Genomic DNA, 24,553 nt, shown 5'->3' on the forward strand with positions numbered 1-24,553 from the left:
TTCTTACTGGTTGCCGCAGGTGGACACGGGGGCCGTGTCCAGCCAGGGCAGGTCGTGCCCCATCCGGTCCCGCTTGGTGCGCAGGTAGCGGAGGTTGTGCTCGCCCGCCTGTACGGGCATCGGCTCCCGGCCGGTGACCTTGAGGCCGTGCCGGACGAGCGCGTCGGTCTTGTCGGGGTTGTTGGTCATCAGGCGCAGGCTGTGGACGCCGAGATCCTCCAGGATCTGCGCGCCGGCGCCGTAGTCCCGGGCGTCGGCGGGCAGGCCGAGCTCCAGGTTGGCGTCGAGGGTGTCCCGGCCGCGCTCCTGGAGTTCGTACGCCCGGAGCTTGGAGAGCAGGCCGATGCCGCGTCCCTCGTGACCGCGCAGGTAGACGACCACTCCCCTGCCCTCCTCCTGGATGCGCTCCAGGGAGGCCTCCAGCTGGGGGCCGCAGTCGCAGCGCAGGGAGTGGAAGACGTCGCCGGTGAGGCACTCGGAGTGGACGCGGACGAGGACGTCCTCGCCGGTGCCGATCTCGCCGTGGACCAAGGCCACGTGCTCCACTCCGTCCACGGTGGAGCGGTAGCCGTAGGCCGTGAACTGGCCGTGGCGGGTGGGGAGTTGAACCTCGGCCTCGCGGCGGACGGTGGGCTCGGCGGTCTGGCGGTAGGCGATCAGGTCCTCGATGGAGATGATCGTCAGGCCGTGCTTGCGGGCGAAGGGGATCAGTTCGGGGAGGCGGAGCATACGGCCGTCCTCGCCCGCGATCTCGACGATCGCGCCGGCCGGGCGCAGGCCCGCGAGGCGGGCGAGGTCGACGGCGGCCTCGGTGTGGCCGTTGCGGACCAGCACGCCGCCGGTGCGGGCGCGCAGCGGGAAGATGTGGCCGGGGCGGACCAGGTAGTCGGGCTCGGCGTTGCCGCTCGCCAGGACCTGAAGCGTGGTCGCGCGGTCGGAGGCCGAGATACCGGTGGTCACACCGTGAACGGCGGATGCGTCCACGGAGACTGTGAACGCGGTTTTCATCGACTCGGTGTTGTCCTCGACCATCTGCGGGAGCCGGAGCCGGTCCAGCTCGTCGCCCTCCATAGGGGCGCAGATCAGGCCGCGGCACTCGCTCATCATGAACGCGATGATCTCGGGGGTGGCCTTCTCGGCGGCGATGACGAGGTCGCCCTCGTTCTCGCGGTCCTCGTCGTCGACGACCACGACGGGGCGGCCGGCCGCGATGTCCGCGATGGCCTGCTCGACCGGGTCGAGGGAGAAGTCCTCGAAACCGTCGGTGCTGTACAGGATCGGTGCCGCTGTCATGCCGGCGCTCCTTCCAGGACGGGCTGCGGTGCCTTGCGGGAGCGCAGCCACCAGTCGCGCATGCCCCACAGGACGAGCGCGCCGTAGATGACGTAGACGAAGCCGGAGAAGGCGAAGCCGTTGGCGAAGTTGAGGGGGACGCCGACGAGGTCGACGAGGAGCCAGGCGAACCAGAACTCGACCATGCCGCGGGCCTGGGCGTACATCGCGACGACGGTGCCGACGAAGATGTAGGCGTCGGGCCACGGGTCCCAGGAGAGGGACGGGTACGCCTTGAAGAGGGCGGCGACCGCTACGGTCCCGACGGCGGCGGAGGCGGCCAGGATCGCGCGTTCGCGCCAGGTGGCGAAGCGGGGGGTGATGTGGCCGTCTGCGGAGCCGCCGCTGCCGCGGTTCCACTGCCACCAGCCGTAGACCGCGACGACCATGACGACGACCTGCTTGCCGGCGCTGCCGGAGAGGTGGGCGGTGGCGAACGCGGCGAAGAGGATGACCCCGGAGACGAACTGGGTGGGCCAGCTCCATATGGACCGCCGCCAGCCGAACGCGAGGCCGATCAGTCCGATGACGTTGCCGATCATGTCCGACCACTTGATGTGCTGGCCGAACAGGACGAAGGCCTCGGAGTTGAGCCAGTTCACGGGGTCACCTCGCGTGAACCCATCAGCCGCTCCACGTACTTGGCGATGACGTCGACCTCGAGGTTGACCGGGTCGCCGGGCTGCTTGTGGCCCAGCGTGGTCAGGCCGAGGGTGGTCGGGATGAGGCTGACGGTGAAGTAGTCCGGGCCCGCGTCGACCACGGTGAGGCTGATGCCGTCGACGGTGATGGAGCCCTTCTCGACGACGTAGCGCGTGAGGTCGGCCGGGAGCGAGATCTTGACGATCTCCCAGTTCTCGGACGGCTTGCGCTCGATGACCTCGCCGGTGCCGTCGACATGTCCCTGCACGATGTGGCCGCCGAGGCGGGCGCCGAGGGCCATGGGACGTTCGAGGTTGACCCGGGAGCCGACAGCGAGATTGGCCAGGCTGGAGCGGTTCAGGGTCTCGGCCATGACGTCGGCGGTGAACTCGTCGCCCGCGAAGTCCACGACGGTCAGGCACACGCCGTTCACGGCGATGGAGTCGCCGTGCTTCGCGCCCTCGGTCACGACAGGGCCACGCAGGCGGAAGCGACACGCGTCGTCGAGGGTCTCGACAGCGGTGACTTCACCCAGCTCTTCGACGATTCCGGTGAACACTTCCCGGGTCCTCCTGCCACATCGGGGCACGGACTCCGGGGCCTGTCGAGGACGACAGAATGAAACGAACGGAAGCATTGGGACGACGCCGGACAGACCCCGCCCACACAGGACGAGCCGATACGGCGGCGCGCACGAATGCCCGCCCGCCGCGCACTGCCTCCCATCCGGACTTTAACCGTCGGTCCAGGAATTCCACCTGGTCAACCGGCCGCTGAACTACACGGACGGGTCGCGGACTGTAACCGCCGGTTCGGACTTTCACCGACCCCGGAGTGCGCTGCTTCTGGTACACGGCCAGTGTGCCACGCCCGGCAAGGGTCCATCCAGGTGAGTGGTGTGGGCTGGCTCACAGACAGTGCCGCTGGACTTCTCAAGCGGCCCCTACCTGCTGGATCATCTGGTCTAGTCCTTTTCGGATCTCCGGAGGGGACACCCCTGGACCGGTCCGGCGGTGGTGACGACGGCCCTTGCCCACCGCCGGGCCACTCAGACCAAGTGCGACCGTGCGCCCGGCCCGCTACCCGAACAGCTCGCCCTGCGCTCCGTCCTGTGCGGTCAGCAGGGCCCCGCGCAGGACGGCGGCGCCGCCGAGGACGCTGGGGCGGACCTCCGCGGGCAGGGGTGACATGCGGGTGATCCGTTCGGCCACGCGTACGGCGAGTTCGTCGCCCCCGGCCTGCCCGACCTCACCGCCGAGGACCACGCACCCGGGGTCCAGCAGCGCGACGACCGACGCGACACCGAGGGCGAGCCGGTCGGCGAGGGTGTCCAGAAAGCGGGCGGCGCAGGCGTAGTTGGGAGCGGGGGCACTGTCGGGGGTGGCTGCGGCAGCCGCGTCCCTCCCGGCACCCGGCTCACTCCCACCCACCCCCGTGACCGCCCACCGGACAACCTCCGCCGCGCTGCTCCCCTCGGCGCCCTCGACCCCCAACACCCCGCACTCCCGCGCCAGTTCAAGCACGGCCCCGGCCCCCGCCAGCGAGTGAAACCCGCCCTCGCAGTCCGTCGCCGAAGGCAGCCCCCGCGTCCCCGGCACCGGAAGGAAGCCGACCTCGCCCGCACCCCCGGACGCGCCCCTGCGCACGGCGCCGTCCAGGACCACCGCCGCGCCGATGCCCATGCCGAGCCAGAGCAGGACGAACGTGTCCCGGTCGTGGGCCGCGCCGTCACGTTGCTCGGCCAGGGCCGCGAGGTTGGTCTCGTTCTCGACGACGACGCGGGTGTCCGGGAGGCGTTCGTGGAGGGCGGCGACCAGGCGGCGGTGCCAGGCGGGCAGGCCGCTGGTGTCGCGGAGTTCGCCGGTGGTGGGGTCGATGAGGCCGGGGGCGCCGACGCACACCGTGTGGAGGTGTTCCGCGCCCGCCTCCTTGGCCGCGCGTTCCACCAGCGCCACGGCCTGCTCGACCGCCGGGCCCGTGCCCGAGTCGTCGTCGATCGGTACCGACGCCTCCGCGAGCACCCGGCCGACCAGGTCGGAGACGAGCACGGAGACGCCCTCCAGCCGGACGTCCAGCGCGGCCAGGTAGGCACGATCGGCGACGATGCCGTACAACCGGGCGTTCGGGCCGCGCCGTTGCTCCCCCGATTCGCCGACCATCTCGATCAGTCCGGAGGTCGTGAGGCGTTCGACGAGGTCGGCGACGGTCGGCCGGGAGAGTCCGGTGAGCTGCTTCAACTGCCCTGCCGTCAGCGGGCCTTCCTGCTGCAGCAGTCGCAGGGCGAGCCGGTCGTTGATGGCCCGGGCGGTGCTCGGGGATGCGGGCATGCCGGGAATCCTCCCAGATCGAGGGGGTGCATCGGGCGGCCGGTATTTCGCTATCTATCAGGCAGGGTTCCTGATAGTTTACCCGGCGCGAGCGGGCCGAGAACCCGCGAGCAGGGATTTTGACGGCGGCGGGGACGTGACCAGCAGGAGGGGCCGAAAATGAGCGAAGTGGTCTACGACCGACGTGAGGTGAAGCGCGCCCGGTACGCCGTGGCGGCCGTCTTCGCGGTGCACGGCGCGGTCACCGGCTCGTTCGCGACCCGGGTGCCGTGGATCCAGGAGCACGCGCACGTCACCGCCGGCTGGCTCGGTTTCGCCCTCGCCTTCACGGCGTTCGGCGCCTCCTGTTCGATGCCGCTGGCCGGCCGGATCACCCACCGCTTCGGCAGCCGCAACGCGCTACGCGGGCTGATCGCCCTGTGGACGATGTCTCTGATCCTGCCGTCCCTCGCACCGAACCTGGTCACCCTGTGCCTGGCGATGTTCACGTACGGCGCCAGCGCCGGCATGGCCGACGTCGCGATGAACGCGCTGGGCGTCGAGATCGAGGGCCTGCTCGGCAAGTCGATCCTCTCCGGGCTGCACGGCATGTGGAGCGCGGGCGCCCTGATCGGTTCGGCGGGCGGCACCCTCGCCGCGCACCTCGGCTCGGACGCGCGCGTGCACCACCTCATCGCGGCCGTGACCCTCACCGTGCTCGGCGTGACCGCCTGCCGCTGGGTGCTCGACATCCAGCCGGGCGTGGACGAGGAAGCGCCACCCCGGTTCGCGCTGCCGCCCAAGTCGGCGCTGCTCATCGGCACGGTGGGCTTCTGCGCGGTGTTCGCGGAGGGGGCGAGCCTGGACTGGTCGGCGGTGTTCCTGAAGGACCAGTTGGGCACGTCGGCCGGACTCGCGGCGGCCTCGACGACCGGCTTCATGCTGACGATGGCGGTGGCCCGGATGGTGGGCGACGGGGTGGTGAACCGCTTCGGCTCGGTGCGTACGGTCCGCGCGGGCGGGGTGCTGTCCGTGTTCGGCGGGCTGCTGATCGTCCTCGCGGAGAACCCCGCGCTGACGATGATCGGCTTCGCGCTGCTGGGTCTGGGCATCGCCGTGGTCGTCCCGCTGTGCTTCGCGGCGGCGGGCCGCAGCGGCCCCAACCCGAGCCAGGCCATCGCGGGCGTCGCGACGATCACCTACACCTCGGGGCTTGTCGCGCCCAGCCTGATCGGCGGGGTCGCGCAGGCGACGAGCCTGGTCGTGTCGTTCTGCCTGGTCACAGTGTTGGCGGGCGGGCTCGTGATCTTCGCGGGCGTGCTGCGCGCCGGGGACCGGGACCGCCCGAAGGTCAGTCCGCCGAGCGCAGCAGTGTCCGGCCCACGGCCCTGAACGCCCCACTCCAGGACGCGGGGCGCAACGTCCCCGCGTCCAGCCGGACCAGCACCCGGGTACCGGTCGCGTACGTCGTCGATCCGTCCGCCGAGCAGAACCGGAAGCCGTAGGTCAGGCCGGTGTTCCCCAGCCGGTCGAGCCAGAGGTGGACGCCGTAGCCGCCCGGCTTCGTGACCGGCGCCTCGTAGCTGATCAGCAGTTCCTTCACCACGTTGCAGGCGTCACCGGCGCTCGCCCAGTCGCCGTCGAAGCGGACGCCGTGCTCCTGCCAGAGCTCGTTCCACGCCCGCTCGACGAGGAGCGGGTAGCGGGTGTTGTGCAGCATGCCGAGCGCGTCGAGGTCGTCGAAGTGGACGGTGACCGGTATGAGCCGGCCGTGCGACAGGGCAAGGGCGGACGGGGATTCGACGGTCACGGCGGGGCTCCCGAGCGGTGCTGGTGGGGCGGTGGAGACTGTGGGGACCGCCCCATTCTAAGCGACCGCTCAGGAGCCCCTGTCGGGAAGGCCCTGCTCAGGCGGGCCTACGGGAGACCCGAGGGAAGGGTCTACGGGGATCGGTCATCCGGCGATCGAGTCCAACTGCTCGGCCGCCGGACGCAGCGCCCACAGGTCACCGCCGGGCGGCGCCTCCAGCTTCGGTACGGCGGCCTTGGCGCGGGCGTCGCCCGCATCGGCCGCCGCGTGGACGACGTCGCTCGCCGCGTACCGGTAGAACTCCAGCTCCGGATGCGACCACGCGGCGGCGCCGGTCGCGGCGGGCAGCAGATAGTCCACCGCCTTCAACAGGCCCTGCCCGTCCGGGCCTTGGTAGCTCCACAGGTCCACGCCGACATGCCGGCCGATGGCCGCGAGCCGGGTGTACGCGACCAGGTCGAAGGTCGAGTAGTGCCAACTCCGCGTCCGCGCAAGCTCTTGCGGCTGACTCCCGTCGCCCGCGATCTGCGGGTCGACGCGCTTGGCGCGCGCGTCCAGCACGGTCCGCCGGGCCAGCGCCTTGTCGCCGGTCGCGTAGGCGAGGGCGGCCACCTGCATGTCGTAGAAGGTGCCATGGTTGTTGGCGGCGGCGCCCTCCTCCTTGCCGAAGGCGCTGTTCTTCAGCCAGCCGAGGAAGTCGGAGTTCCAACCGGCCATCGCCGTACGGTCGTTCCTCGTCCAGCCGGGGGCGCCGGTGCCGAGGATCGCGATGGCGTCGACGACGCTGGTGTACGACTGGGAGAAGTCGATGATGCCGATGGCGCGGCCGTCGTACTTGCACGGGATGAACTGGGCGTGGTTCAGGTTGGGGTTCATCTTCGTGGCCGGGTCGAGGAACCAGGTGGTCAGGACCTGGTCGGCCTTGTGCGCGTAGCGCTTGTCGCCGGTGTAGTACCAGGCGAGCGCGAGGTCGTACGTCGAGTCGAAGACCTTCTCCACGTCCTGGCGGTCGGTTCCCGTGTCGACCTCGGGGTTGCGCTGTCCGTCACGCTGGACGTACGGGCAGCCCCAGGGGTTGGCGGCGGTCGGGGTGGTCGTGGGCCACCAGTACGGGGCCTGACTCAGGTAGTCGTGAACATCGCCGCCGGGGGCGGGCTTCGGCTTGTCGACGACCGTCCAGGGGCCCTGGTGCAGCCAGTTGTCGGCGCGGGTCGTCAACTGCTTGACCGCGCGGCGGAGTTGGGGGTCACCGCGGTCCAGGCGGAGCTTGGTCTGCTGGAGGCGGGTGCCGTCGAGGACCGCGGTTCTCGGGACGGCGGGCGCCTGGTGCGCGGCGGCGGAGGGGACGAACAGGGCTGTCAGTACGGCCACGGCCGCGAGGAGGACACCGAGGCGGGGTCTGGCACTCACACTCCGACTCCAATCATATATATGAACGATGTTCATGAATGGAACCGTGCGAGCGTAAGACCGGGCAGCGGTCGTGACAATGGTCCGGACCGGATTCACGTACAGAGATGAAGTTCAGTGCGCGGAGATGAAGCTCAGCGCGCCAAGTCGTAGGCGTACGACGCCGTGAACGTGCCGGCCGCACCCTTGCAACCGTCCGACTCCCCCGGCAGCTTGACCCACAGATAGCCGTCGATCCGCGCCTCCCCGGTGTTCAGGGTCGGTGCCCGGCCGATCTTGCGGCCCGCCGGGTCGCACCACTGGCCGTCGGCCGGGGCGCCGTTGCCGTTGCGGCTGGTGTCGATGACCGCGCCGAGATCCGCGGGGCCGCCGAGGGCGTCGAGGACCTGGCGGTCGTAGGCGATCTCGGCCGAAGTGGCGTGGAAGTTCGAGACGTTGCTGAAGACGCCGTCCGAAGAGGCGGCGGAGGCCGCGCCCGCCTGCTTGAGCAGGGCCGCCTGTTGGGCGGCCGGGTTCCAGTCGGAGTGGCCCGCGTCGTAGTACACGCGGGCCTTCGGGTCGGCGGCCTTCAGGACGCGGCCCGCGCGGGCCAACGCCTCGAAGCGGTCGGCGCGTTGGGCCTCGGAGAGGCAGTCGGCCTGGGCTATGGAGTCCGGTTCGAGGATGACGACGACCTCCCTGGAACCCAGCCCCGCCGCGAAGTCGTCGATCCACCCGTCGTACGCGTCGAAGTCCGACGCCCCGCCCTCGGAGGCCCCGCCGCAGTCCCGGTCCGGGATCGCGTACGGCACGACGACCGGCACCCGGCCCTGAGCGGCGGCGCCCGCAGTGACCGCGCGGACCCGGGAGGTGATCGTCGACGGCGTGAAGTCCGCGAACCACACCGCCGCCGGCTGATCGGCGATCCGGGACTCTATGACCTCGGTACGGGGGTCGTCGGGGTGATCGCGGACCCAGTCGAGGACCTGCGACTCGGGGTGGCGGTAGAGGCTCGGGGAGACGCCCGCCGACCGCTTCCTGCCGGTCTTCGTGGGAGAGGGCACGGCGCTCTTCTTCGGCTTGGCCGAGGCGGACGCGGAGGAACTCGCCTTTGTGGAGGCGGGTGTTGACGGTACGTCAGGCAGGGGCACCAGCAGCGTCGCCCCGGTCGCGTCCGGCCGCGCCGCGTTCGCGCCGCGCTCGTCGTCCAGCGCCTTGATCATCCCGGTCACCGTGCCGACCGCGACCACGACCGACGCGGCCACCACCAGCACGCCGCGCCGGGCGGCCCGCCCCCGCCGCCGGCCACGCGAACCCGACACACTGCCCCCTCGCGCCGAACCCGTTCCCCCGTTCTGGGGAAGTGTCGGGCCCGGCGGCACCTCGGCCAGCCTAGGGCTGGGACGCTGCCTCCATGGGGCAATTGGCACACTTCACCACACCCGTGGACAAGGTCGTCTCCCGGCTGCGCGCGCTCGACGAGGAACTGCCCGCCCGGGACGGGATCGCGGTCTTCAACCGCGTCTACCTCGCCGTCACGGAGGCGGTCGACCGGAGCGTCGACGCCGGTCGGTTCGCCGACGCGCGGGCCGCGATCACGCTGGACGTACGGTTCGCCGAGCGGTACCTCGCGGCCGTGGACGCGGCGGCCAACGGGCGCCGCCCGCCCGCCTGTTGGCGACCGCTGTTCCAGCTCCGGCGCCATCCCGGCGTACGTCCGCTGCAGTTCGCCCTGTCCGGCATCAATGCGCACATCGGCCACGATCTCGCGCTCGCCGTCGTGGACGCCTGTCGTACGCTCGACTGCGAACCGGCCGAGCTGGAGGACGAGTTCGACCGCGTGGGCGATCTCCTCGTGTCGCTGGAGGAGCACATCCGCGAGGAGCTGATGCCGGGGCCCGACCTGTTCCAGATCGCCGATCCGCTCACGCATCTGCTCGGCTCGTGGAGTCTGGAGCGCGCCCGCGAGGCCACCTGGACGGCGGCACGGGCGCTGTGGGCGTTGCGTGGACTGCCCGATGTCGCCGAGGAGTTCACCGAACGGCTGGACGCGGCGGTGGGGCTCGCGGGCCGCATGATGCTGACGCCGTTGCGCGACTGATCCGGTCAACTCCCTTACCTACGTTGTACGTTCGAGGGCAGGACGGACAGCTGCGAACCTCGGGCGAAGGAGTACAGAGCATGCCGATCTCTCTCGGACTCGGCCTCCCCCAGATGCGCTGGTACGACCTCGGCAAGGACGTGGCCGACGTGGCCCGCACCGCCGAACGCATCGGCTACGAGAGCCTGTGGGTGTCCGAGCGCGCCCTGTTCCCCGAACCCGCCGCCCAGGGCCTGTACGGCATGGAGGGCGTGCCCTGGCCCGACCACTACCGGAGCATGGCCGAGCCGTTGGTCGTCCTCACGCTCGCCGCCGCCGCGACCGAGCGAGCCCGCCTGGGCACCAGCGTGCTGGTGGCGCCCCTGCACGTGCCGTTCCAACTGGCCAAGTCCCTCGCCACGTTGGACGCGGCGAGCGGCGGCCGGGTGGTCGCGGGACTCGGCACGGGCTGGTCCTACGAGGAGTACGCGGCCTCGTCGGTACGGCCGTTCGAGGAGCGCGGTCAGGCCCTGGACGAGCAGATCGCGGTGTGCCGGGCCGTGTGGGGCCCCGACCCGGTGTCGTACGAGGGCGCGTTGACGCGGATCGCCTCGGCGGTCGTCGGCCCCAAGCCCGTCCGTCCTATCCCGATCCTCCTCCCGGCGACCAGCGGGAAGGCACGGCGGCGGCTGGTCGACCGCGCCGACGGGTGGATACCGGTCGGCGTGGGCGCCGAGGCGGTCGCCGCCCAGTGGCGCGAGCTGCGGGACGTGGCCGCCGAGCGTGGCCGCACGGAACCGATCCCGAGCGTGCTGCGCGCCAACGCACGCTACAGCGCCAAGCCCTACGACGGCCCCGACCGGCCCCCTTTCCACGGCAGCGTCGACCAGATCGTCGAGGACCTCGCCGCACATGCCGCGATCGGCCTGGACGAGATCCTCGTCGACCTGCAGACCCGCACCCGCGACGCCCAGGAGCTCAAGGCCGTCGCCGCCGAGGTGTACGAGAAGGCGCGGGCGGCCGGGGTCTGAAGAACTCCGGCCGGTTCACCTCCGGCCGACTGAACTCCCCTCAGTCCTCCGGGAGTTCGACCGGCGCGATGTCGTCGTAGACGTCCCCCGGCCCGGGGTTGGTCGGGTCGGTCGTGCCGCCGAGCTGGTGCATGACGCCCCAGACCGCGTTCAGCGCGGTCTGGACGGCGCCCTCGGCCCAGCCGGCGGTCCAGGAGATGTCGTCGCCCGCTAGGAAGACGCCCCGCTTGTCCTCGGGCAGCCGGTCCTGCATGAAGTGGGTGAACAGGCGCCGCTGGTAGCGGTAGTGGCCGGGCAGGTTGGCCTTGAACGCGCCCATGAAGTAGGGCTCGTTCTCCCAGGAGACGGTCACCGGGTTGCCGATGACGTGCTTCCTGATGTCGACCCTCGGGTAGATCTCGCCGAGCGACTTCAGCATGACCTCCATCCGCTCGTTCGCGGACAGCGGCAGCCACTTGAGGCTGTCGTCGCACCAGGTGTACGAGAGGCAGATGACGGCGGGTTTGTCCGGGCCGTCGTCGAGGAGGTAAGTCCCGCGCGTCATACGGTCGGTGAGGGTCATCGACATGACGTCCCGCCCCGTCTCCTCGTCCTTGTCGAGCCAGAACGGCCGGTCGACGGGCACGAAGAGCTTGCTCGACTCCATGTAGTGGGTGCGCTCGATCGCGGTCCAGTGGTCGATCGGGAAGAGCGAGTCGTCGCAGGCGATCTTCGAGAGCAGCATCCAGGACTGGGCGGTGAAGATCGCCGCCTGGTAGGTGCGGATGTCGCCGTTCGCGTCCGTCACCGTGATGCCGTTGCCGGCGGTGCGGTGCAGCCGGGTCACGGCGGGGCGGGGTTCGCCGCCCACGTGCAGGGACGCCAGCGAGGTGCCGTAGGGCCAGTGGACGATCTTCTGCGGCTCGCGGTCCCAGAGGCGGAGCGGGAGTTGCTGGGAGCCGCCGACGATGCCGCGGTGGTGGTCGTCGGCCTCGGTGTAGACGACGCGCAGGATTTCGAGGATCGAGTTCGGGAAGTCGGTGTCCCAGCCGCCCGTGCCGAAGCCGACCTGGCCGAAGATCTCGCGGTGCCGGAAGGACTTGAAGGACTCGGAGTCGCAGAGGAAGCCGTAGAAGGTCTGGTTGTCGAGCTTCTCGACGAGCTTCGACCAGATCGCGCGGATGCGCGGGACGTCACGTTCGCGCAGGGCGCGGTTCATGTCGGAGAAGTCGGCGCCCTCTTCGAGGCAGGCGTTCCAGGCATGCATCACGTCGCGGTAGACCTGCGGGAGGTCGTCGACGGTGGTCGCGTAGTGCGACTCGCCCTTGAGGTCGACGACCGTCGAAGGGGTCGCCTCCGCAAGGGGGTTGGGGAACGGCCGGGTCTCAAGACCCACCAGGTCGATGTAGTGCTGGAGGGCGGTGGAGGAGGGCGGGAAGCGCATCGCGCCCATCTCGGCGGTGAGGGACGGGTCGCACCCGTCGAAGCCGACGGTCCGGAGTCTGCCCCCGATCTGGTCGGCCTCGTAGACGACGGGCTTGAGGCCCATCTTCATCAGCTCGTAGGCGGCCACGATGCCGGACAACCCGCCGCCGATCACCGCGACTTCGGTGCCGTGCTCGGTCGCGGGTATCTGGCCGAGGCCCGCCGGGTGGGCGAGGAAGTCGTCGTACGCGTACGGGAAGTCCGGCCCGAACATCGTGATCGGCGGCTGCCGCTCGTCGGCGTGCTGGACGGCGTTGGGCACCGTGGACGTCATGGGGTACGGACTCCTAGCGGAACAAGAACAATGACAAGTACAAGTGCGGGAACAGCAGGGGGGATTCAGGCCAGGGACCCGTAGAGGCCGGGGCGACGGTCCGTCAGATACGGGTTCGCCGCACGAGAGTTGGCCAGGAACTCGGGGTCCAGGTCCGCGAGGAGGAGTTCCTCGCCGCGGCCGGCGCGGGTGCGGGCGACTCCGTCGGGTCCGGCGAGGGTGGAGAGGCCGAAGAAGTCGAACTCCCCTTCCTGGCCGATGCGGTTGATGTACGCCACGTACATCTGGTTCTCCCAGGCCCGCACCGGGACCAGGGATTCGGCGACGAACTGGAACGGGTGCATGTTCGCCGTCGGCACGAGCAGCAGGTCGGTGCCCGCGAGGGCGTGCGCGCGGACGGGCTCCGGGAACTCGACGTCGTAGCAGATCATCAGGCCGACCGTCAGACCGTTCAACTCGGCCTGGACGACCGGCTGTTCGCCGGGTGTGAAGTGGGCGCGCTCGAAGTCGCCGAAGAGGTGGGTTTTGCGGTAGTTGGCGAGGCGGGTGCCGTCGGCGGAGATGAGCTGGGCCGAGTTGTAGACGGCGTCGCCGTCGCGCTCGGGGTAGCCGTAGGCGAGGGCAAGTCCGTGCCGGGTGGCGATCTCGGCAACGGCGTCCGCGGAGTCGCCGTCGGCGGGTTCGGCGAGGCGGCCGATGTCGTCGCCGATCGCGTATCCGGTGAGGAACATCTCCGGCGCGCCGAGCAGCGCCGCACCGCCGGCCGCGGCCCGGCCCGCGGCCTCGTCGAGGACCTTGAGGTTCTCGACGAGGGAGCCGGGGCGGCCGGAGCTCTGGAGGAGGGCGGTGCGCATGGGTGTTCCTCACCGGTACGAAAAGGTCGAAGAGCCACCTATCGGGGCCCACCTAGACGGTACGGCCGAGGGGCTGGGCCGGACAAGAAGGAGCCGTTGCGCGCCGGTGGGCGGTTCGTTGCGTGCGGGTGGGACGGGACGGCGATTCGTTGCGTGCCTGGTGGGTGCGGGGCGTTCGATTGCGGCGAACCGGCTGTCAGACCCCGGGCGTAGGTTTCCGCCCATGAATCCTGACCTGATCAACCGGCTCGCGCCGTTCCGGGCGGAAGCACTGGGGCGCGGGATACCGCCCGAGGACGTCGAGCGGTGGATCGCCACCGCGCGTCCGTCCGCGACTCTCGTCACCGGCGGGGACGGGCCGGTCGTCGGCAGGTTCGGCGGCCCGCTGCTGCTGCCCGCCGACGCGCCCGACCCCTGGTACCCGTTACTCGCCACCCTCGACTGCGCTGCCCTGCCCGAGGAGACGACGGGCCTTCAACTGCCCTCTGACGGACGCCTGTTGCTCTTCGGCTTCCCCGAGATGACGTACTACGGCAGTACGGCCGGTGAGGTCGTGCACATCCCCGAGGGGACACCCGTCGAGGAGCGGAACACGAAGTACGCCTGCGTCTACGGCGAGGAGGGGGACACGTTCTTCGACGGCGCGACGCTCGCCGTCTACGAGCAGTTCCCGCAGGAGGAACTGCGGCTGGCGCCCGATGTGTCTCTGCCGCACCACTTCCTGGCCCCCTCCCCGGAGCCCGGCGAGGAGATCGTCACGCTCCCCGGCCATCCCCGCGCCTGGGACCTGGCCGAGGTGTGGGACGAGACGTACGGCGGCATCGTCGTCGACGGCCCGCTGCACATCGGCGGGTACGCGTCCCACGAGTGCACGGAGACGGACCCCGTCACGGACGCGGCGGCGGAGGCGGAAGAGGCCCGTCGCCACCGAGCCGACGCCGCAGAATTGCCCGCCCCCGAGGAGTGGACCCTGCTAGCCCAATGGGACATAGGCCTCACCGGCCGCGAGGGCGCCACCCTGCACTGGGTGGTCCCGCGCCAGGACCTGGCCGAGCACCGCTTCGACCGTACACACGTGTCCTTCTTCTGGAACCCCTAAGGGCAGCGCCCCAAAGGGGCGCGGGGAACTGCGCGACCAGCCACGACGCACCCGCGGCCGACACACCGACCTTCCAGCGGAACGCTTAACGCCGGGGCACCGCGAACACCGTGAGGACAGCCGCGTGGTCCGACGGCCAGCAGTTGGCGGACACGTCCGGCCAGGGGCTCGGCGTGCCGACGACGACCGTTCGGGAGTCGAGCACGGTGAGCCCCCGGTGCAGGACGTAGTCGATGCGGTCCTGCGGTTCGGCGCGCCCGCTGCCGTCTTCGTTCACCGGGTGGATCGGCGACCAGGTGTGCCCGGGGTCGACGGCCGGGTCCGGGTGAACCTCCCGGTACGAGTCGCGCAACCCCGCGTCCGCCGCCGCCTTCGTCACCGGCCACTCCACGTCCGGCCAGTCCAGGTGCGAAGGGCTGTTGAAGTCGCCGACCAGCACGACGGGGACGGTGTCCTCGGCCACCACCGCGATCCGGCCGAGGGCATCCCGCATCTGGGCGAGCCGTACCTCCTCGTGGGCGATCAGCTCGGCGGCCGGGAGCCCGTCGTAGGCGGACTCGTAGGGGCCGTAGGGCGTGTAGTCGAGATGGCAGGTCCAAAGATCGACCTCACGCCCCTCCCCTACGGCGATGCGCACCCCGGCCGCTCCGTAGAAGCCGACGTCCGGGTCGCCGAAGCGGGCGGTGATCGGGTGGCGGCTGATCACGCCGAGGTTCTCGCCGGCGCGGTGGTGGTGCCAGCCGAGCGCCTCGGCGAGTTCCTCGGCGGCGGTACCCCCCGTCTCCTGGAGGCCGACCACGTCCGCGCCGGTCTCCGTGATCGCCTTGAGCTGCTTGGCGCGGTGGTCGTCGACCTTGCTGCCGCCGAGCCAGAGGTTCCAGGTCAACACGCGTAGCTCGTACGGCGATTCATGCGTCACCAGCGCGCGCAGGGCCGCCGGGGTGACCCCGACGAGGCTCTCCCGTACCGTCCGTCCGGGTGCCGCGTCGATCGGGGCCAGCGACGGTACGGCGAGGACCGCGCAGCCGGCCGCCTCGGCGGAGCTGACGCCGGTCTGGGTGTCCTCGACGGCCACGCAGGCCGCCGGGTCGACGCCGAGCGCGCGGCAGGCGGCGAGGTAGGGGTCGGGGGCGGGCTTGGTGGGCCCGGTGTCGTCGGCGGTGACGGAGACCGCGAAGCGGCTCGCGCCGAGGGCGTCCAGGACGGTGTCGGCGACCGCGCGGGGGGACGCGGTGACCAGGGCCGTGGGGACGCCGTCGCGGGCGAGGGCGTCGAGGAGGTCGAGCGCGCCGGGGCGGGGCACGATGCCGGTGCGGACGCGGGCGGCGAACTCCCGGTGCAGTGCGGCCGCGAGGTCCGCCGCCGACGCGCCCGTGGCCCGGGCGAGCCAGTCGGCGGTGTGCTCGACCGGGCGGCCGAGCACCTCCGGCTGGTCCGCGTCCGTCAGGGTTCTGCCCGCGACCTGCTCGACCGCCTCCCACCACAGTCGCTCGGTGTCGACGAGCGTTCCGTCCATGTCGAACAGGACGGCCTGGAGCGGGAGTTGGGCGTGGGGGGTCACGTTTCTCTCTTTCACTGCGGGTGCGCTACGGGCGGTTGGGCCCTACGGGTTGATGCGGTCTGCCACGAGTACCGGCCGTTCCGGCAGCGACACCTTTACGGCGACTCCGGCGCCCAGGGTGGTGGCCTCGTGCGTGGGCAGGTCGGCCTTGACCTCGGTGCCGTCGCCGAGCAGCACGCTGACGCGGACGACCGCGCCGAGGAACGCGGTGCCGACGACACGTGCGTCACCGGCCTCGTCGGCGTGCACGTCGATCGCCTCGGGCCGTACCAGCACGTCGACTTCGGGTCCTGCCGGTGCCTCGCCGTCGACGGGCAGCCGCTGACCGAGCACCTCCACGACCCCGTCCGAGAGGTGCCCCGGGAGGCGGCTCATCGTGCCGACGAACTCGGCGACGAAGGCGGTCGTGGGCCGGCCGTACAACTCGGCCGGTGCGGCGCACTGTTCGAGCTTTCCGGCGCGCATCACGGCGACCCGGTCGGCTATGGACAGCGCCTCTTCCTGATCGTGCGTCACGAAGAGGGTGGTGATGCCGAGTTCCTGCTGGAGGCGGCGGATCTCCTCGCGCAGGGACAGCCGCACCTTGGCGTCGAGCGCGGAGAGCGGTTCGTCGAGGAGCAGGACGCGCGGCTGGAGGGCGAGCGCGCGGGCCAGGGCGATGCGCTGCTGCTGGCCGCCGGAGAGCTGGTGCGGGAAGCTCTCGCCCTTGTCGCCGAGCCCGACAAGGTGGAGCAACTCGTTGGCGCGGAACCGCCGTTCGGCCTTGTTCACCTTGCGCATGCGCAGGCCGAAGGCGACGTTGTCGAGCGCGTTGAGATGCGGGAAGAGGCTGTACGACTGGAAGACCATCCCGGCGTCGCGGCGATGGGCGGGGACCTGGGTGACGTCTTTGCCGTCCACCAACACCTCGCCGGAGGTGGGGTGTTCGAACCCGGCGAGCATGCGCAGCGCGGTGGTCTTGCCGCAGCCGGAGGGGCCGAGCAGGGCCAGGAACTCGCCGGGCTGGACGGTCAGGTCGAGTCCGTCGAGGGCGACCGTGGGGCCGAACTCCCGGCGCAGGCCCCGGAATTCGACGGTGGCGGCGTTGTCCGTCGTTGTCTTCTCAAGCGTGGTGGCGGTCATGGTTCATCCCCGGGACGAAGCGGTTTTGTCACGTCCGCCGACACCGGCGAGCGTGAGGAGGAGTGCCCAGGTGACGACCAGGCTGAGCACGGAGACGGCGACGGAGAGCTGGGCGTTGGACCCGCCGACGCTGTAGATCCACACGGCGAACGGCTGGAAGCCGAGCAGCTGGGCCACGGTGAACTCGCCGAGCACCAGCGCCAGCGTGAGGAAGGACGCGTTGAGCAACGCCCCGCGCAGATTGGGCAGTACGGTCCGCACCAGCGCCTGCGGCCAGTTCGCGCCGCAGCTGCGGGCGGCCTCGACGAGGGTCTTCACGTCGATGGCACGCAGCCCGGAGTCCAGCGCCCGGTACACGAACGGCAGCGCCATCACGACATAGGCGAGGACGAGGATGAAGGGGAAGCTCGGGTTCTGGATGGCGACGAAGGTCTCGAACAGCGGGGTGCGGGACAGGTAGTCGGGGCCCCACTTGAGGACGGTGGCGATACCGGCGACGAACGCGATCGGCGGCACCACCAGCGGCAGCGAGCAGATCACCTCGACGACGGGACGCAGCCGGGGCGCGCCGAGCCGTAGCGCGACCATGGCGGGCACCATCAGGAGCAGGACGACGGCGATGGTGGCGGCGGCGAGTTCCAGCGAGAGCACCAGGCTGGAGGTGAAGCCGTCGGCGGAGACGATCTGGGTGTAGGCGTCGAAGGTGACGCCCTCCCCCGGCACGTCGACCGTGAAGACCACGGACGCGGCGAGCGGGACCAGGAAGTACAGGGCGGCGAGGCCGAGGACGACCCACCGCCAGAGGTTCAGGCGTCCAGCCATCGCGCGCTCCGTCGTTGCAGGGGCAGGTACACGGCCATGACCAGGCCCGCGACCAGGACCATGTCGAGGCTCATCGCCAGCGCCACGTTCTCCTGGCCGACCAGCACGTTGCCGGAGATGGCGTCGGCGATCTGCAGGGTGATCAGCGGGATCGAACTGCCCACCATGGCCGCGGCGGTGGCGTACGCGGCGAACGCGCTGCCGAAGAGGAGGACGAATCCGCCGAGCAGGGACGGCGCGAGGACCGGCAGGGCGACGTGGCGCCAGTACTGCACGCCGGTGGCGCCGTTGTTCTGGGCGGCCTCGCGCCACTGGGTGCGCAGGCCCTCCAGGGCCGGGGTGATGGTGAGGACCATCAGCGGGATGAGGAAGTACAGGTAGACGAGGACCAGGCCCCAGAAGCTGTAGAGGTCCCAGCCCTTGTCCTTCAGGCCCAAGTGGGTCGTCAGCACACCGGCGTTGCCCAGCGTCGCGACGAACGCGAAGGCCAGCGGGACACCGCCGAAGTTGGCGAGGACGCCGGACGCGGTGAGCACGGCCTCGCGCAGCGCGCGGAAGCGGGAGGTGACGACGACCTGCGCGAGCGGCAGCCCGAGCAGGGTGCCGAGGGCGCCCGCGAGCGCGGACAGCTTGACGCTGCCGATCAGCGCGGTGAGGTAGGCGCCCTTGAGTGATTCGGTCAGGTTGGCGGTGCTGTACGAAGTGGCGCCCGTCGTCTGGTTCTTGACGGTGAAGGCGCCGTTCAGCATCGCGACGGCGGGCACCCCGAAGGCGACCGCGACGAACACGAGCAGCGGGACCACGGCGATCCAACTGGGGACGCGGCGCCGCCGCTTCGAGGAAGCGGCGGCGACCACATCGGCCCGCGTGAGCGTGGCCGTCATCCGGAGACGGCCTTCGCCCAGCCCTGCGCGATGACCGTCTTGGCCTTGCTCTGCTGGGCCTCGGTCGGGAAGGACGGCGTGCCGGTGACCTGCGGGAGCTTGGCGGCGGCAGTCTTGTCGAGCGTGCCGGCCGACTCCATGGAGGTCATCAGCGCCGGACGCGCGTACCCCTTGAGCCACAGGTTCTGGCCCTCGGCGCTGTACAGGTACTCCTGCCACAGGCGCGCCGCCGCCGGGTGCGGGGCGTCCTTGTTGATGGCCTGCGAGTAGTACTGCGCGTACTGGCCGTCGCTCGGGATGGAGACCTTCCAGTCGACACCCTTGGACTTGAACTCGTCGGCGTAACCGGCGTTCAGGTAGTCCCAGTCGATGGAGATGGGCGTCTCGCCCTTCTCGACGGTCGCCGGGGTCGACTCGACGGGCGTGTAGTTGCCGTTCTTCTTCAGCTTGGCGAAGAAGTCCAGGCCGGGCTGGATGTCGTCGAAGGAGCCCTTGTTGGCGAGCGCCGCCGCATACACGCCGCCGAACGCCGAACCCGACTTGGTGGGGTTGCCGTTGAGGGCGACCTGGCCCTTGTACTGGGGCTTCAGCAGGTCCGCGAAGGTGGTCGGACAGGTCTTGACGCGCTTGGCGTCGCAGCCGATGGAGATGTAGCCGCCGTAGTCGTTGAACCACTGCCCCTTCGGGTCCTTCTGGCCCGCGGGGATCTGGTCGAAGGAGGCGACCTTGTACGGCGCGAGCAGGCCCTGCTGGGCGGCGCTCAGCGCGAAGGAGGAACCGAGGTCGAGGACGTCGGGCGCACGGTCCTGGCCCTTGCGGGAGGTCACGGCGTTGATCTCGTCCTGGCTGGAGCCGTCCGGGTTCTCGTCCGTGATCTTGATGCCGTACTTCTTGGTGAAGCCGTCGATGAGGGCACCGTAGTTGGCCCAGTCGCGGGGCAGCGCGATGGCGTGCAGCGTGCCCTCCTTCTTGGCCGCCTTCACCAGGGCGTCCATGCCGCCGAAGTCGGCGACGGAGGTGGCGGTGGCGGCGTTCTTGCCGTCGGCGGTGGTCGACGAGTTGGTGGGAGCGGCGCCACAGGCGCTGAGGGCAAGCGCGGCGACGACGGCGAGGGATCCACCCAGGACGGCGTTTCTCGGCGGGGACACGGTCACGGTCTCTCCAGGGGTGCGCACGACGGTTTGAGCAGAGCGGAGAACTTGTCTGAACAAGTTGGCCTCAGTACGCCCGCCGATGGTGTCTTGTTCGTAAACATTGGCGAAACCGTGACCCCTTATTCACTGCACACTCCTGGCTGACACGGATCACCAAGGGAACTCGACTACGCTGCTCACGCTGTGCACAGTGGCCAATTCGGAGGGGAAGCATGACGGCGCGACACGAGGAGATCGCCGACGAGCTGCGCCAGGCCATCGACCGCGACGAGTACACAGTCGGCAGCCTGCTGCCCGCGGAGACGGACCTCGCCGCGCAGTACGGCGTCTCGCGCGGCACGGTCCGCCAGGCCGTCGCCGCCCTCACCGCCGAGGGACTGATCGGCTCCCGTCAGGGCGCCCGCCGGGTGGTGCTGGCCAGCCGCCGCAGCCAGAGCTTCGCGGAACTGCGCAGCTTCGCCGAGTGGGCCCGCGCGATGGAACGCGCGGCGACCGGACACGTCGTCACGCAGGAGTACCGCCCGGCCACTGCCGAGGACGCCGTACGCCTCCAACTCACCGCGGGGACACCCGTGTTGCACGTCCTGCGGGTGCGCGGCCTGGACGGCGAGCCGGTCCTCCTGGAGCGGACGGTGTACGCCGACTGGATCTCCCCCGCCGTCGAGGCGATCGAGCCGGAGTGCCCGTCGGTCACTCAACGCCTGTACGACGACACGGGGTTGGTCTTCGCCTACGGCGAGCACGTCATCGACGCGGTCGCCGCGGGCGCGCAGGACGCGGAGTTGCTCGGCATCCGCCGGACCAGTCCGCTGCTGCGGGTGCGCCGGGTGACAACGACCCGTGAGGGACGGCCGGTTGAGTGGTCGGACGACCGCTATCGCTCGGACGCGGTGAGCTTCAGCGTGCACAACTCGATAGGGAACAACGCGCTGGCGCGCAAGACGGCGGAATGACAGCCTCCGGCCCCGGGTCGAGAGCCTCGGGCCGCGATGTGGGACAGTCGTAGCGAGGGGGACGGGTCCTACGTCATGGAGGTCCTGATGGAGATCGCCGCGTTGCCCAGTGTCGGCGAACAGACCACGGTCGTGGCGGCGGAGCCCGACGCCGCGTGGCGCGGCCTGAGCCAGGTGATGGGCCACTCCTCCGCACGGGCGACCCTGTACGCGCACCTGGTCCGCGCCGCCGACCGCGAGACCTCCGGGCCCCGGCCCCTCGCCGAGGGTTCGACGTTCGCCGGTTTCCACGTGACCTCGGCGGTCCCGGGGCGCGAGCTGGTCGTCGAAGGCAGCCACCGCTTCTCGTCGTACGCCCTGATCTTCCACGTCGAGCGGACCGGCCCGGGGCGCTCGCTGCTGCGGGCCGAGACCCGGGCCGCCTTTCCCGGCCTGGCCGGGGGCCTCTACCGGCGGCTCGTCATCTCCAGCGGCGGGCACGTGATCGCCGTACGCCGGCTGCTGTCGTCGGTCCGCCGCCGGTCCGAGTAGCCCCCGCGGCTCAGGTCGGCGAGCCCGACGAGAAACGCCGGAGCAGTGGCGACAGCACCAGCACCGACTTCGTGCGCTCCACGAACGGCTCCCCCGCGATCCGCTCCAGCACCCGCTCGAAGTGCCGCATGTCGGCGGCGAAGACCTGGACGACCGCGTCCGCGTCGCCCGTGACCGTCGATGCGGCCACGACCTCCTGGTAGCGCTCCAGGCCGCGCCGGATGGTGTCCGGGGAGGTGTTGTGCCGGCAGTAGATCTCGACGAACCCCTCGGTCTCCCAGCCGAGCGCCGACGGGTCGACCCGTACGGTGAAGCCGGTGATGGCGCCGGTGGCCCGCAGCCGGTCCACGCGCCGCTTCACGGCGGGCGCGGACAGGCCGACGAGCTGCCCGATGTCCGCGAAGGAGCGGCGGGCGTCCTCGGCGAGGGCGTGCACGATGCGTTCGTCGAGTTCGTTCAGCACGGTGGATCGATCACTTCTCGGGTGGTGCGGTGGGTGCCAGTCGGGAGCGGCGGTGGCCGTATACGAAGTAGAACACGAGCCCGACGGCCATCCAGATTCCGAAGACCACCCAGGTGACGGCCGAGAGGCTGCCCATCATCCACACACAGAGCGCGAAGCCGACGGCGGGCAGGACCGGCGACAGCGGTACGCGGAAGGTGCGGGACATGTCCGGGCGGGTCCGGCGCAGCACCACGACGGCGATGTTGACCAGCGCGAAGGCGAAGAGCGTGCCGATGCTGGTCGCGTCCGCGAGCTGCCCGAGCGGGATGGCGGCCGCGAGGACCCCGCAGAACAGGGACACGATGACGGTGTTGGCGCGCGGCGCCCCGGTCTTCGGGTGGACCTTGCCGAACACCTTGGGGACCAGCCCGTCCCGGGACATCGCGAAGAGGATGCGGGTCTGGCCGTAGAGCACGGTCAGGACGACGCTCGCGATGGCGATGACCGCGCAGGCGGCCAGCAGGGTGCCCCAGAAGGACTGGCCGGTCACGTCGCGCATGATCTGGGCGAGGGCGGCCTCGGAGTCGTTGAAGCGGCGCCAGGGCTTCGCGCCGACGGCGACGGCCGCGACGAGGACGTACAGCGCGGTGACGATGACGAGGGACAGCATGATCGCGCGGGGCAGGTCGCGCTGCGCGTTCTTCGCCTCCTCACCGGCCGTGGAGGCGGCGTCGAAGCCGATGTACGAGAAGAAGAGCGTCGCCCCGGCCGCGCTGACGCCGGCCATGCCGAGCGGCATGAAGTGGTCGTAGTTGCCGGACTTGAAGCCCTGGATGCCGATCGCGCAGAACAGCACGAGCGCGGCGATCTTCACGCACACCATGACCGTGTTGGCGCGCGCGGACTCCTTGGCGCCGCCGAGCAGGAAGGCCATGGCGAGGAGTACGACGATCAGCGCCGGGAGGTTGAAGATGCCGCCGTCGCCGGGCGGGGCGGACAGGGCGTCCGGGATGGTGACGCCGATGGTCCCGTCGAGCAGTTCGTTCAGGTACTCGCCCCAGCCGACGGCGACGGCGGCGACCGAGACGCCGTACTCCAGGACCAGACACCAGCCGCAGATCCAGGCGATCAGCTCGCCCAGCGTGGCGTAGGCGTACGAGTACGAGGAACCGGCTACCGGGATGGTGCCCGCGAGTTCGGCGTAGGAGAGGGCCGAGAAGAGGGCGGTGAGGCCGGCGATCACGAAGGAGAGGGTGACGGCGGGACCGGCCTTGGGGACGGCTTCGCCGAGGACGACGAAGATGCCGGTGCCGAGGGTGGCGCCGATGCTGATCATCGTCAGCTGCCAGAGCCCGAGCGAGCGCCGGAGCGACCCTCCCTCGCCCTGGCCGCCCTCGGCGACCAGGAGGTCCACGGGCTTGCGGCGCATCAGACGCGCGCCGAGCCCCGGGGACGGTGGGGCGGCGGTCCGGCCTCGGTGGTGCTGGGGTGCGCCTTGGTCGAGCACGCGGGGGCTCCTTGTCGCTGCCGGTCATGGCGGCAGGGACGGGCGGCACGGAGGGGCCGCCGAGCGGGTGTCCTGCCGCGCGCTGGGTACAGCGCTTGACCCTACGAGGCCGCGCGTCCCGGTCGTAATGCGGCAACCTTGCGCGTCTTCGCAAGATCGTTGCGTTCGTGGGACGCGGGTGTTGATTCGTTGCGCGGTGGGTGTGGGGCGTTGCGCAACGCCTGGCACAGCTCGCGTCAGAGTCTGGTTCAGCCCTCGTCCGGCTCCCCCGCGAGGGCCCGCGCCGCGGCCAGGTCCTCCTCGTCGAACCCGATCCGCCCGGGCTGCCCGAACACCTCCGCCTGCGCGTCGATCCACCGCGTGTGCGCCTCCCACGCGGCCTGCTTGCTCATGCCGAGCGCGGCCCCGATCTGCGTCCAGGACGCACCGGCCTCACGGGCCGCGCGGACGGTGAGCTGACGGCCGTAGGCGGCCTTGCGGGCGACGACCTCGCTGAGGGCGAGCAGTTCCAGCGTCTCGGTGCGGTCGAGGGCTTCCGCGTCGCTGCCGAAGCCGGCGAGGGACTCGCGGGTGCGGAGGTTGTCGAGGCGGGCGACGGCGGTGAGGAGGGTGTGCTCGGGTTCGATGCTCTGGGGTGTCGTCATGGGTGCAGCGTTGCGTCAGGGCCGCTTGACGTCAAGAGGGCCTGACGGCAGTTCCTTGGTGAGGAAAGTGCAGGGGTCCACGCACTCGCGGGTGACCCCGTCGAGGTCCTCGTACGACCACCGGTCCACGTAATCCGTCAGGCGCCGGTAGCCGAGCCGCGCGTACAGGTCGGCGGCCCTCGGGTTGTCGGCCGCGACACCCAGGCCCAGGACCGTACGGCTGCGCTCGCGGGCCAGTTCCTCGGCTCGCCGGATCAACGCGCCGCCGATCCCGCGCGAGCGCAGCTCCGGGGGCCAGACGCCGAGACCGTTGAGTTCCGGGCAACCGGGCAGGGCGGCCCGCACCTCCGGGGCCGCACAGCCGTCCCAGACCACCTCCGCGTGCCCGACGGGCCGACCGTCGATCCAGGCGACCAGATAGGTGCCCCCGCCCGTCCCCTGCCGCGCGAACCGCCGGGCATGGGACGAGACGGCCCCCGGCGAGCCGATGAACTCGTCGAGCAACGCCACGTCGGCGGCCCGGCACACGGCGATCTCCATACGCCCGACGGTAGCCGCCGGAGACGCCGACGGCCCCTGTATATCCCGGGCGCCGGGACAACAGGGGCCGTACGGAAGGGAGTTGGTCGGGTCCAGCCCACGTGCGACG

Annotated in this window: 24 protein-coding genes and 1 riboswitch; of the genes, 6 read left to right on the top strand and 18 right to left on the bottom strand. The window is 70.9% G+C overall.

The features are described 5' to 3' along the window. Positions 1 to 3: 3 nt before the first annotated feature. From OG588_RS08300 to OG588_RS08315, 4 genes are all read right to left on the bottom strand, one after another. Positions 4 to 1,293: a bifunctional 3,4-dihydroxy-2-butanone-4-phosphate synthase/GTP cyclohydrolase II gene (locus OG588_RS08300; RefSeq protein WP_405946724.1), complete on the bottom strand. Its 1,290-nt coding sequence runs from the start codon at positions 1,291 to 1,293 to the stop codon at positions 4 to 6. Next, a complete protein-coding gene (locus OG588_RS08305; RefSeq protein WP_405946725.1) occupies positions 1,290 to 1,934 on the bottom strand; it encodes a nicotinamide riboside transporter PnuC in 645 nt (214 codons plus the stop codon). The genes OG588_RS08300 and OG588_RS08305 overlap by 4 nt, the downstream gene beginning before the upstream one ends. Beyond that, positions 1,931 to 2,533 (bottom strand): riboflavin synthase, encoded by a 603-nt coding sequence (locus OG588_RS08310; protein WP_405946726.1) that lies wholly within the window; start codon positions 2,531 to 2,533, stop codon positions 1,931 to 1,933. The genes OG588_RS08305 and OG588_RS08310 overlap by 4 nt, the downstream gene beginning before the upstream one ends. Before the next feature lie 149 nt (positions 2,534 to 2,682). Next, positions 2,683 to 2,816, bottom strand: a riboswitch (FMN riboswitch). A gap of 237 nt (positions 2,817 to 3,053) precedes the next feature. Continuing rightward, on the bottom strand, positions 3,054 to 4,301 hold the full coding sequence (locus tag OG588_RS08315) for an ROK family transcriptional regulator (protein ID WP_405946727.1): 1,248 nt from the start codon (positions 4,299 to 4,301) through the stop codon (positions 3,054 to 3,056). Positions 4,302 to 4,460: 159 nt separating this feature from the next. On the opposite strand from OG588_RS08315, the gene OG588_RS08320 reads away from it, so the two are divergent. After that, the gene (locus OG588_RS08320) at positions 4,461 to 5,672 is read left to right on the top strand and encodes an MFS transporter (protein ID WP_405946728.1); all 1,212 of its coding nucleotides are present in this window, start codon (positions 4,461 to 4,463) and stop codon (positions 5,670 to 5,672) included. On the opposite strand, the gene OG588_RS08325 is transcribed toward OG588_RS08320, so the two are convergent. From OG588_RS08325 to OG588_RS08335, 3 genes are all read right to left on the bottom strand, one after another. Next, a complete protein-coding gene (locus OG588_RS08325; protein WP_405946729.1) occupies positions 5,632 to 6,090 on the bottom strand; it encodes an acyl-CoA thioesterase in 459 nt (152 codons plus the stop codon). The two genes, OG588_RS08320 and OG588_RS08325, sit on opposite strands and share 41 nt — an antisense overlap. Positions 6,091 to 6,234: 144 nt before the next feature. Further along, positions 6,235 to 7,500 carry an alginate lyase family protein gene (locus tag OG588_RS08330; protein WP_405946730.1) on the bottom strand — a complete coding sequence of 422 codons (1,266 nt, stop codon included), beginning with the start codon at positions 7,498 to 7,500 and terminating at the stop codon, positions 6,235 to 6,237. A gap of 134 nt (positions 7,501 to 7,634) precedes the next feature. Then, complete coding sequence (locus OG588_RS08335; RefSeq protein WP_405953072.1) at positions 7,635 to 8,753, bottom strand: glycoside hydrolase family 6 protein; 1,119 nt, start codon at positions 8,751 to 8,753, stop codon at positions 7,635 to 7,637. Between the two features lie 140 nt (positions 8,754 to 8,893). On the opposite strand from OG588_RS08335, the gene OG588_RS08340 reads away from it, so the two are divergent. Both OG588_RS08340 and OG588_RS08345 read left to right on the top strand, forming a co-directional pair. After that, a complete protein-coding gene (locus tag OG588_RS08340; RefSeq protein ID WP_365987554.1) occupies positions 8,894 to 9,580 on the top strand; it encodes a DUF5995 family protein in 687 nt (228 codons plus the stop codon). 80 nt (positions 9,581 to 9,660) lie between these two features. Then, the gene (locus OG588_RS08345) at positions 9,661 to 10,590 is read left to right on the top strand and encodes an LLM class F420-dependent oxidoreductase (RefSeq protein WP_405946731.1); all 930 of its coding nucleotides are present in this window, start codon (positions 9,661 to 9,663) and stop codon (positions 10,588 to 10,590) included. 40 nt (positions 10,591 to 10,630) lie between these two features. Here the strand turns inward: OG588_RS08345 and OG588_RS08350 are convergent, their stop codons facing one another. Next, complete coding sequence (locus OG588_RS08350; RefSeq protein WP_405946732.1) at positions 10,631 to 12,328, bottom strand: flavin monoamine oxidase family protein; 1,698 nt, start codon at positions 12,326 to 12,328, stop codon at positions 10,631 to 10,633. Positions 12,329 to 12,393: 65 nt separating this feature from the next. Next, positions 12,394 to 13,182 carry a carbon-nitrogen hydrolase family protein gene (locus tag OG588_RS08355; protein ID WP_405946733.1) on the bottom strand — a complete coding sequence of 263 codons (789 nt, stop codon included), beginning with the start codon at positions 13,180 to 13,182 and terminating at the stop codon, positions 12,394 to 12,396. Between the two features lie 223 nt (positions 13,183 to 13,405). Here OG588_RS08355 and OG588_RS08360 point away from each other — a divergent pair, with 223 nt between their 5' ends. Next, positions 13,406 to 14,281: a DUF1963 domain-containing protein gene (locus tag OG588_RS08360; protein WP_405946734.1), complete on the top strand. Its 876-nt coding sequence runs from the start codon at positions 13,406 to 13,408 to the stop codon at positions 14,279 to 14,281. 85 nt (positions 14,282 to 14,366) lie between these two features. Here the strand turns inward: OG588_RS08360 and OG588_RS08365 are convergent, their stop codons facing one another. Genes OG588_RS08365 through OG588_RS08385 form a run of 5 tightly spaced genes read right to left on the bottom strand, consistent with a single transcriptional unit; the run spans position 14,367 to position 19,824 of the window. Next, a complete protein-coding gene (locus OG588_RS08365) occupies positions 14,367 to 15,842 on the bottom strand; it encodes an HAD-IA family hydrolase (RefSeq protein WP_405946735.1) in 1,476 nt (491 codons plus the stop codon). A gap of 42 nt (positions 15,843 to 15,884) precedes the next feature. Then, positions 15,885 to 16,964 carry an ABC transporter ATP-binding protein gene (locus OG588_RS08370; protein ID WP_398852749.1) on the bottom strand — a complete coding sequence of 360 codons (1,080 nt, stop codon included), beginning with the start codon at positions 16,962 to 16,964 and terminating at the stop codon, positions 15,885 to 15,887. Between the two features lie 3 nt (positions 16,965 to 16,967). Then, positions 16,968 to 17,786, bottom strand: coding sequence for an ABC transporter permease subunit (locus OG588_RS08375; protein WP_318015143.1), 819 nt, complete (start codon positions 17,784 to 17,786; stop codon positions 16,968 to 16,970). Then, positions 17,771 to 18,670, bottom strand: a complete 900-nt coding sequence (locus tag OG588_RS08380; protein WP_019059702.1) for an ABC transporter permease subunit — start codon at positions 18,668 to 18,670, stop codon at positions 17,771 to 17,773. The genes OG588_RS08375 and OG588_RS08380 overlap by 16 nt, the downstream gene beginning before the upstream one ends. Next, complete coding sequence (locus OG588_RS08385) at positions 18,667 to 19,824, bottom strand: ABC transporter substrate-binding protein (protein WP_405946736.1); 1,158 nt, start codon at positions 19,822 to 19,824, stop codon at positions 18,667 to 18,669. Before OG588_RS08385 ends, OG588_RS08380 begins: the two co-directional genes overlap by 4 nt. 212 nt (positions 19,825 to 20,036) lie before the next feature. Here OG588_RS08385 and OG588_RS08390 point away from each other — a divergent pair, with 212 nt between their 5' ends. Next, positions 20,037 to 20,777, top strand: coding sequence for a GntR family transcriptional regulator (locus tag OG588_RS08390; protein ID WP_405946737.1), 741 nt, complete (start codon positions 20,037 to 20,039; stop codon positions 20,775 to 20,777). A gap of 36 nt (positions 20,778 to 20,813) precedes the next feature. Beyond that, the gene (locus OG588_RS08395) at positions 20,814 to 21,308 is read left to right on the top strand and encodes a hypothetical protein (protein ID WP_405946738.1); all 495 of its coding nucleotides are present in this window, start codon (positions 20,814 to 20,816) and stop codon (positions 21,306 to 21,308) included. Positions 21,309 to 21,318: 10 nt separating this feature from the next. Here OG588_RS08395 and OG588_RS08400 read toward each other — a convergent pair whose 3' ends face one another. The 4 genes from OG588_RS08400 to OG588_RS08415 form a co-directional block, all read right to left on the bottom strand. Next, the gene (locus tag OG588_RS08400) at positions 21,319 to 21,771 is read right to left on the bottom strand and encodes an Lrp/AsnC family transcriptional regulator (RefSeq protein WP_019059706.1); all 453 of its coding nucleotides are present in this window, start codon (positions 21,769 to 21,771) and stop codon (positions 21,319 to 21,321) included. A gap of 10 nt (positions 21,772 to 21,781) precedes the next feature. Further along, positions 21,782 to 23,260, bottom strand: coding sequence for an amino acid permease (locus tag OG588_RS08405; protein ID WP_405946739.1), 1,479 nt, complete (start codon positions 23,258 to 23,260; stop codon positions 21,782 to 21,784). Positions 23,261 to 23,508: 248 nt separating this feature from the next. Continuing rightward, positions 23,509 to 23,904, bottom strand: coding sequence for a hypothetical protein (locus OG588_RS08410; protein WP_393049298.1), 396 nt, complete (start codon positions 23,902 to 23,904; stop codon positions 23,509 to 23,511). A 15-nt stretch (positions 23,905 to 23,919) separates the two neighbouring features. Beyond that, complete coding sequence (locus tag OG588_RS08415; RefSeq protein ID WP_405946740.1) at positions 23,920 to 24,444, bottom strand: GNAT family N-acetyltransferase; 525 nt, start codon at positions 24,442 to 24,444, stop codon at positions 23,920 to 23,922. Between the last annotated feature and the right edge of the window lie 109 nt (positions 24,445 to 24,553).

Source organism: Streptomyces prunicolor (genome assembly GCF_045162825.1).
Taxonomy (GTDB): domain Bacteria; phylum Actinomycetota; class Actinomycetes; order Streptomycetales; family Streptomycetaceae; genus Streptomyces; species Streptomyces prunicolor.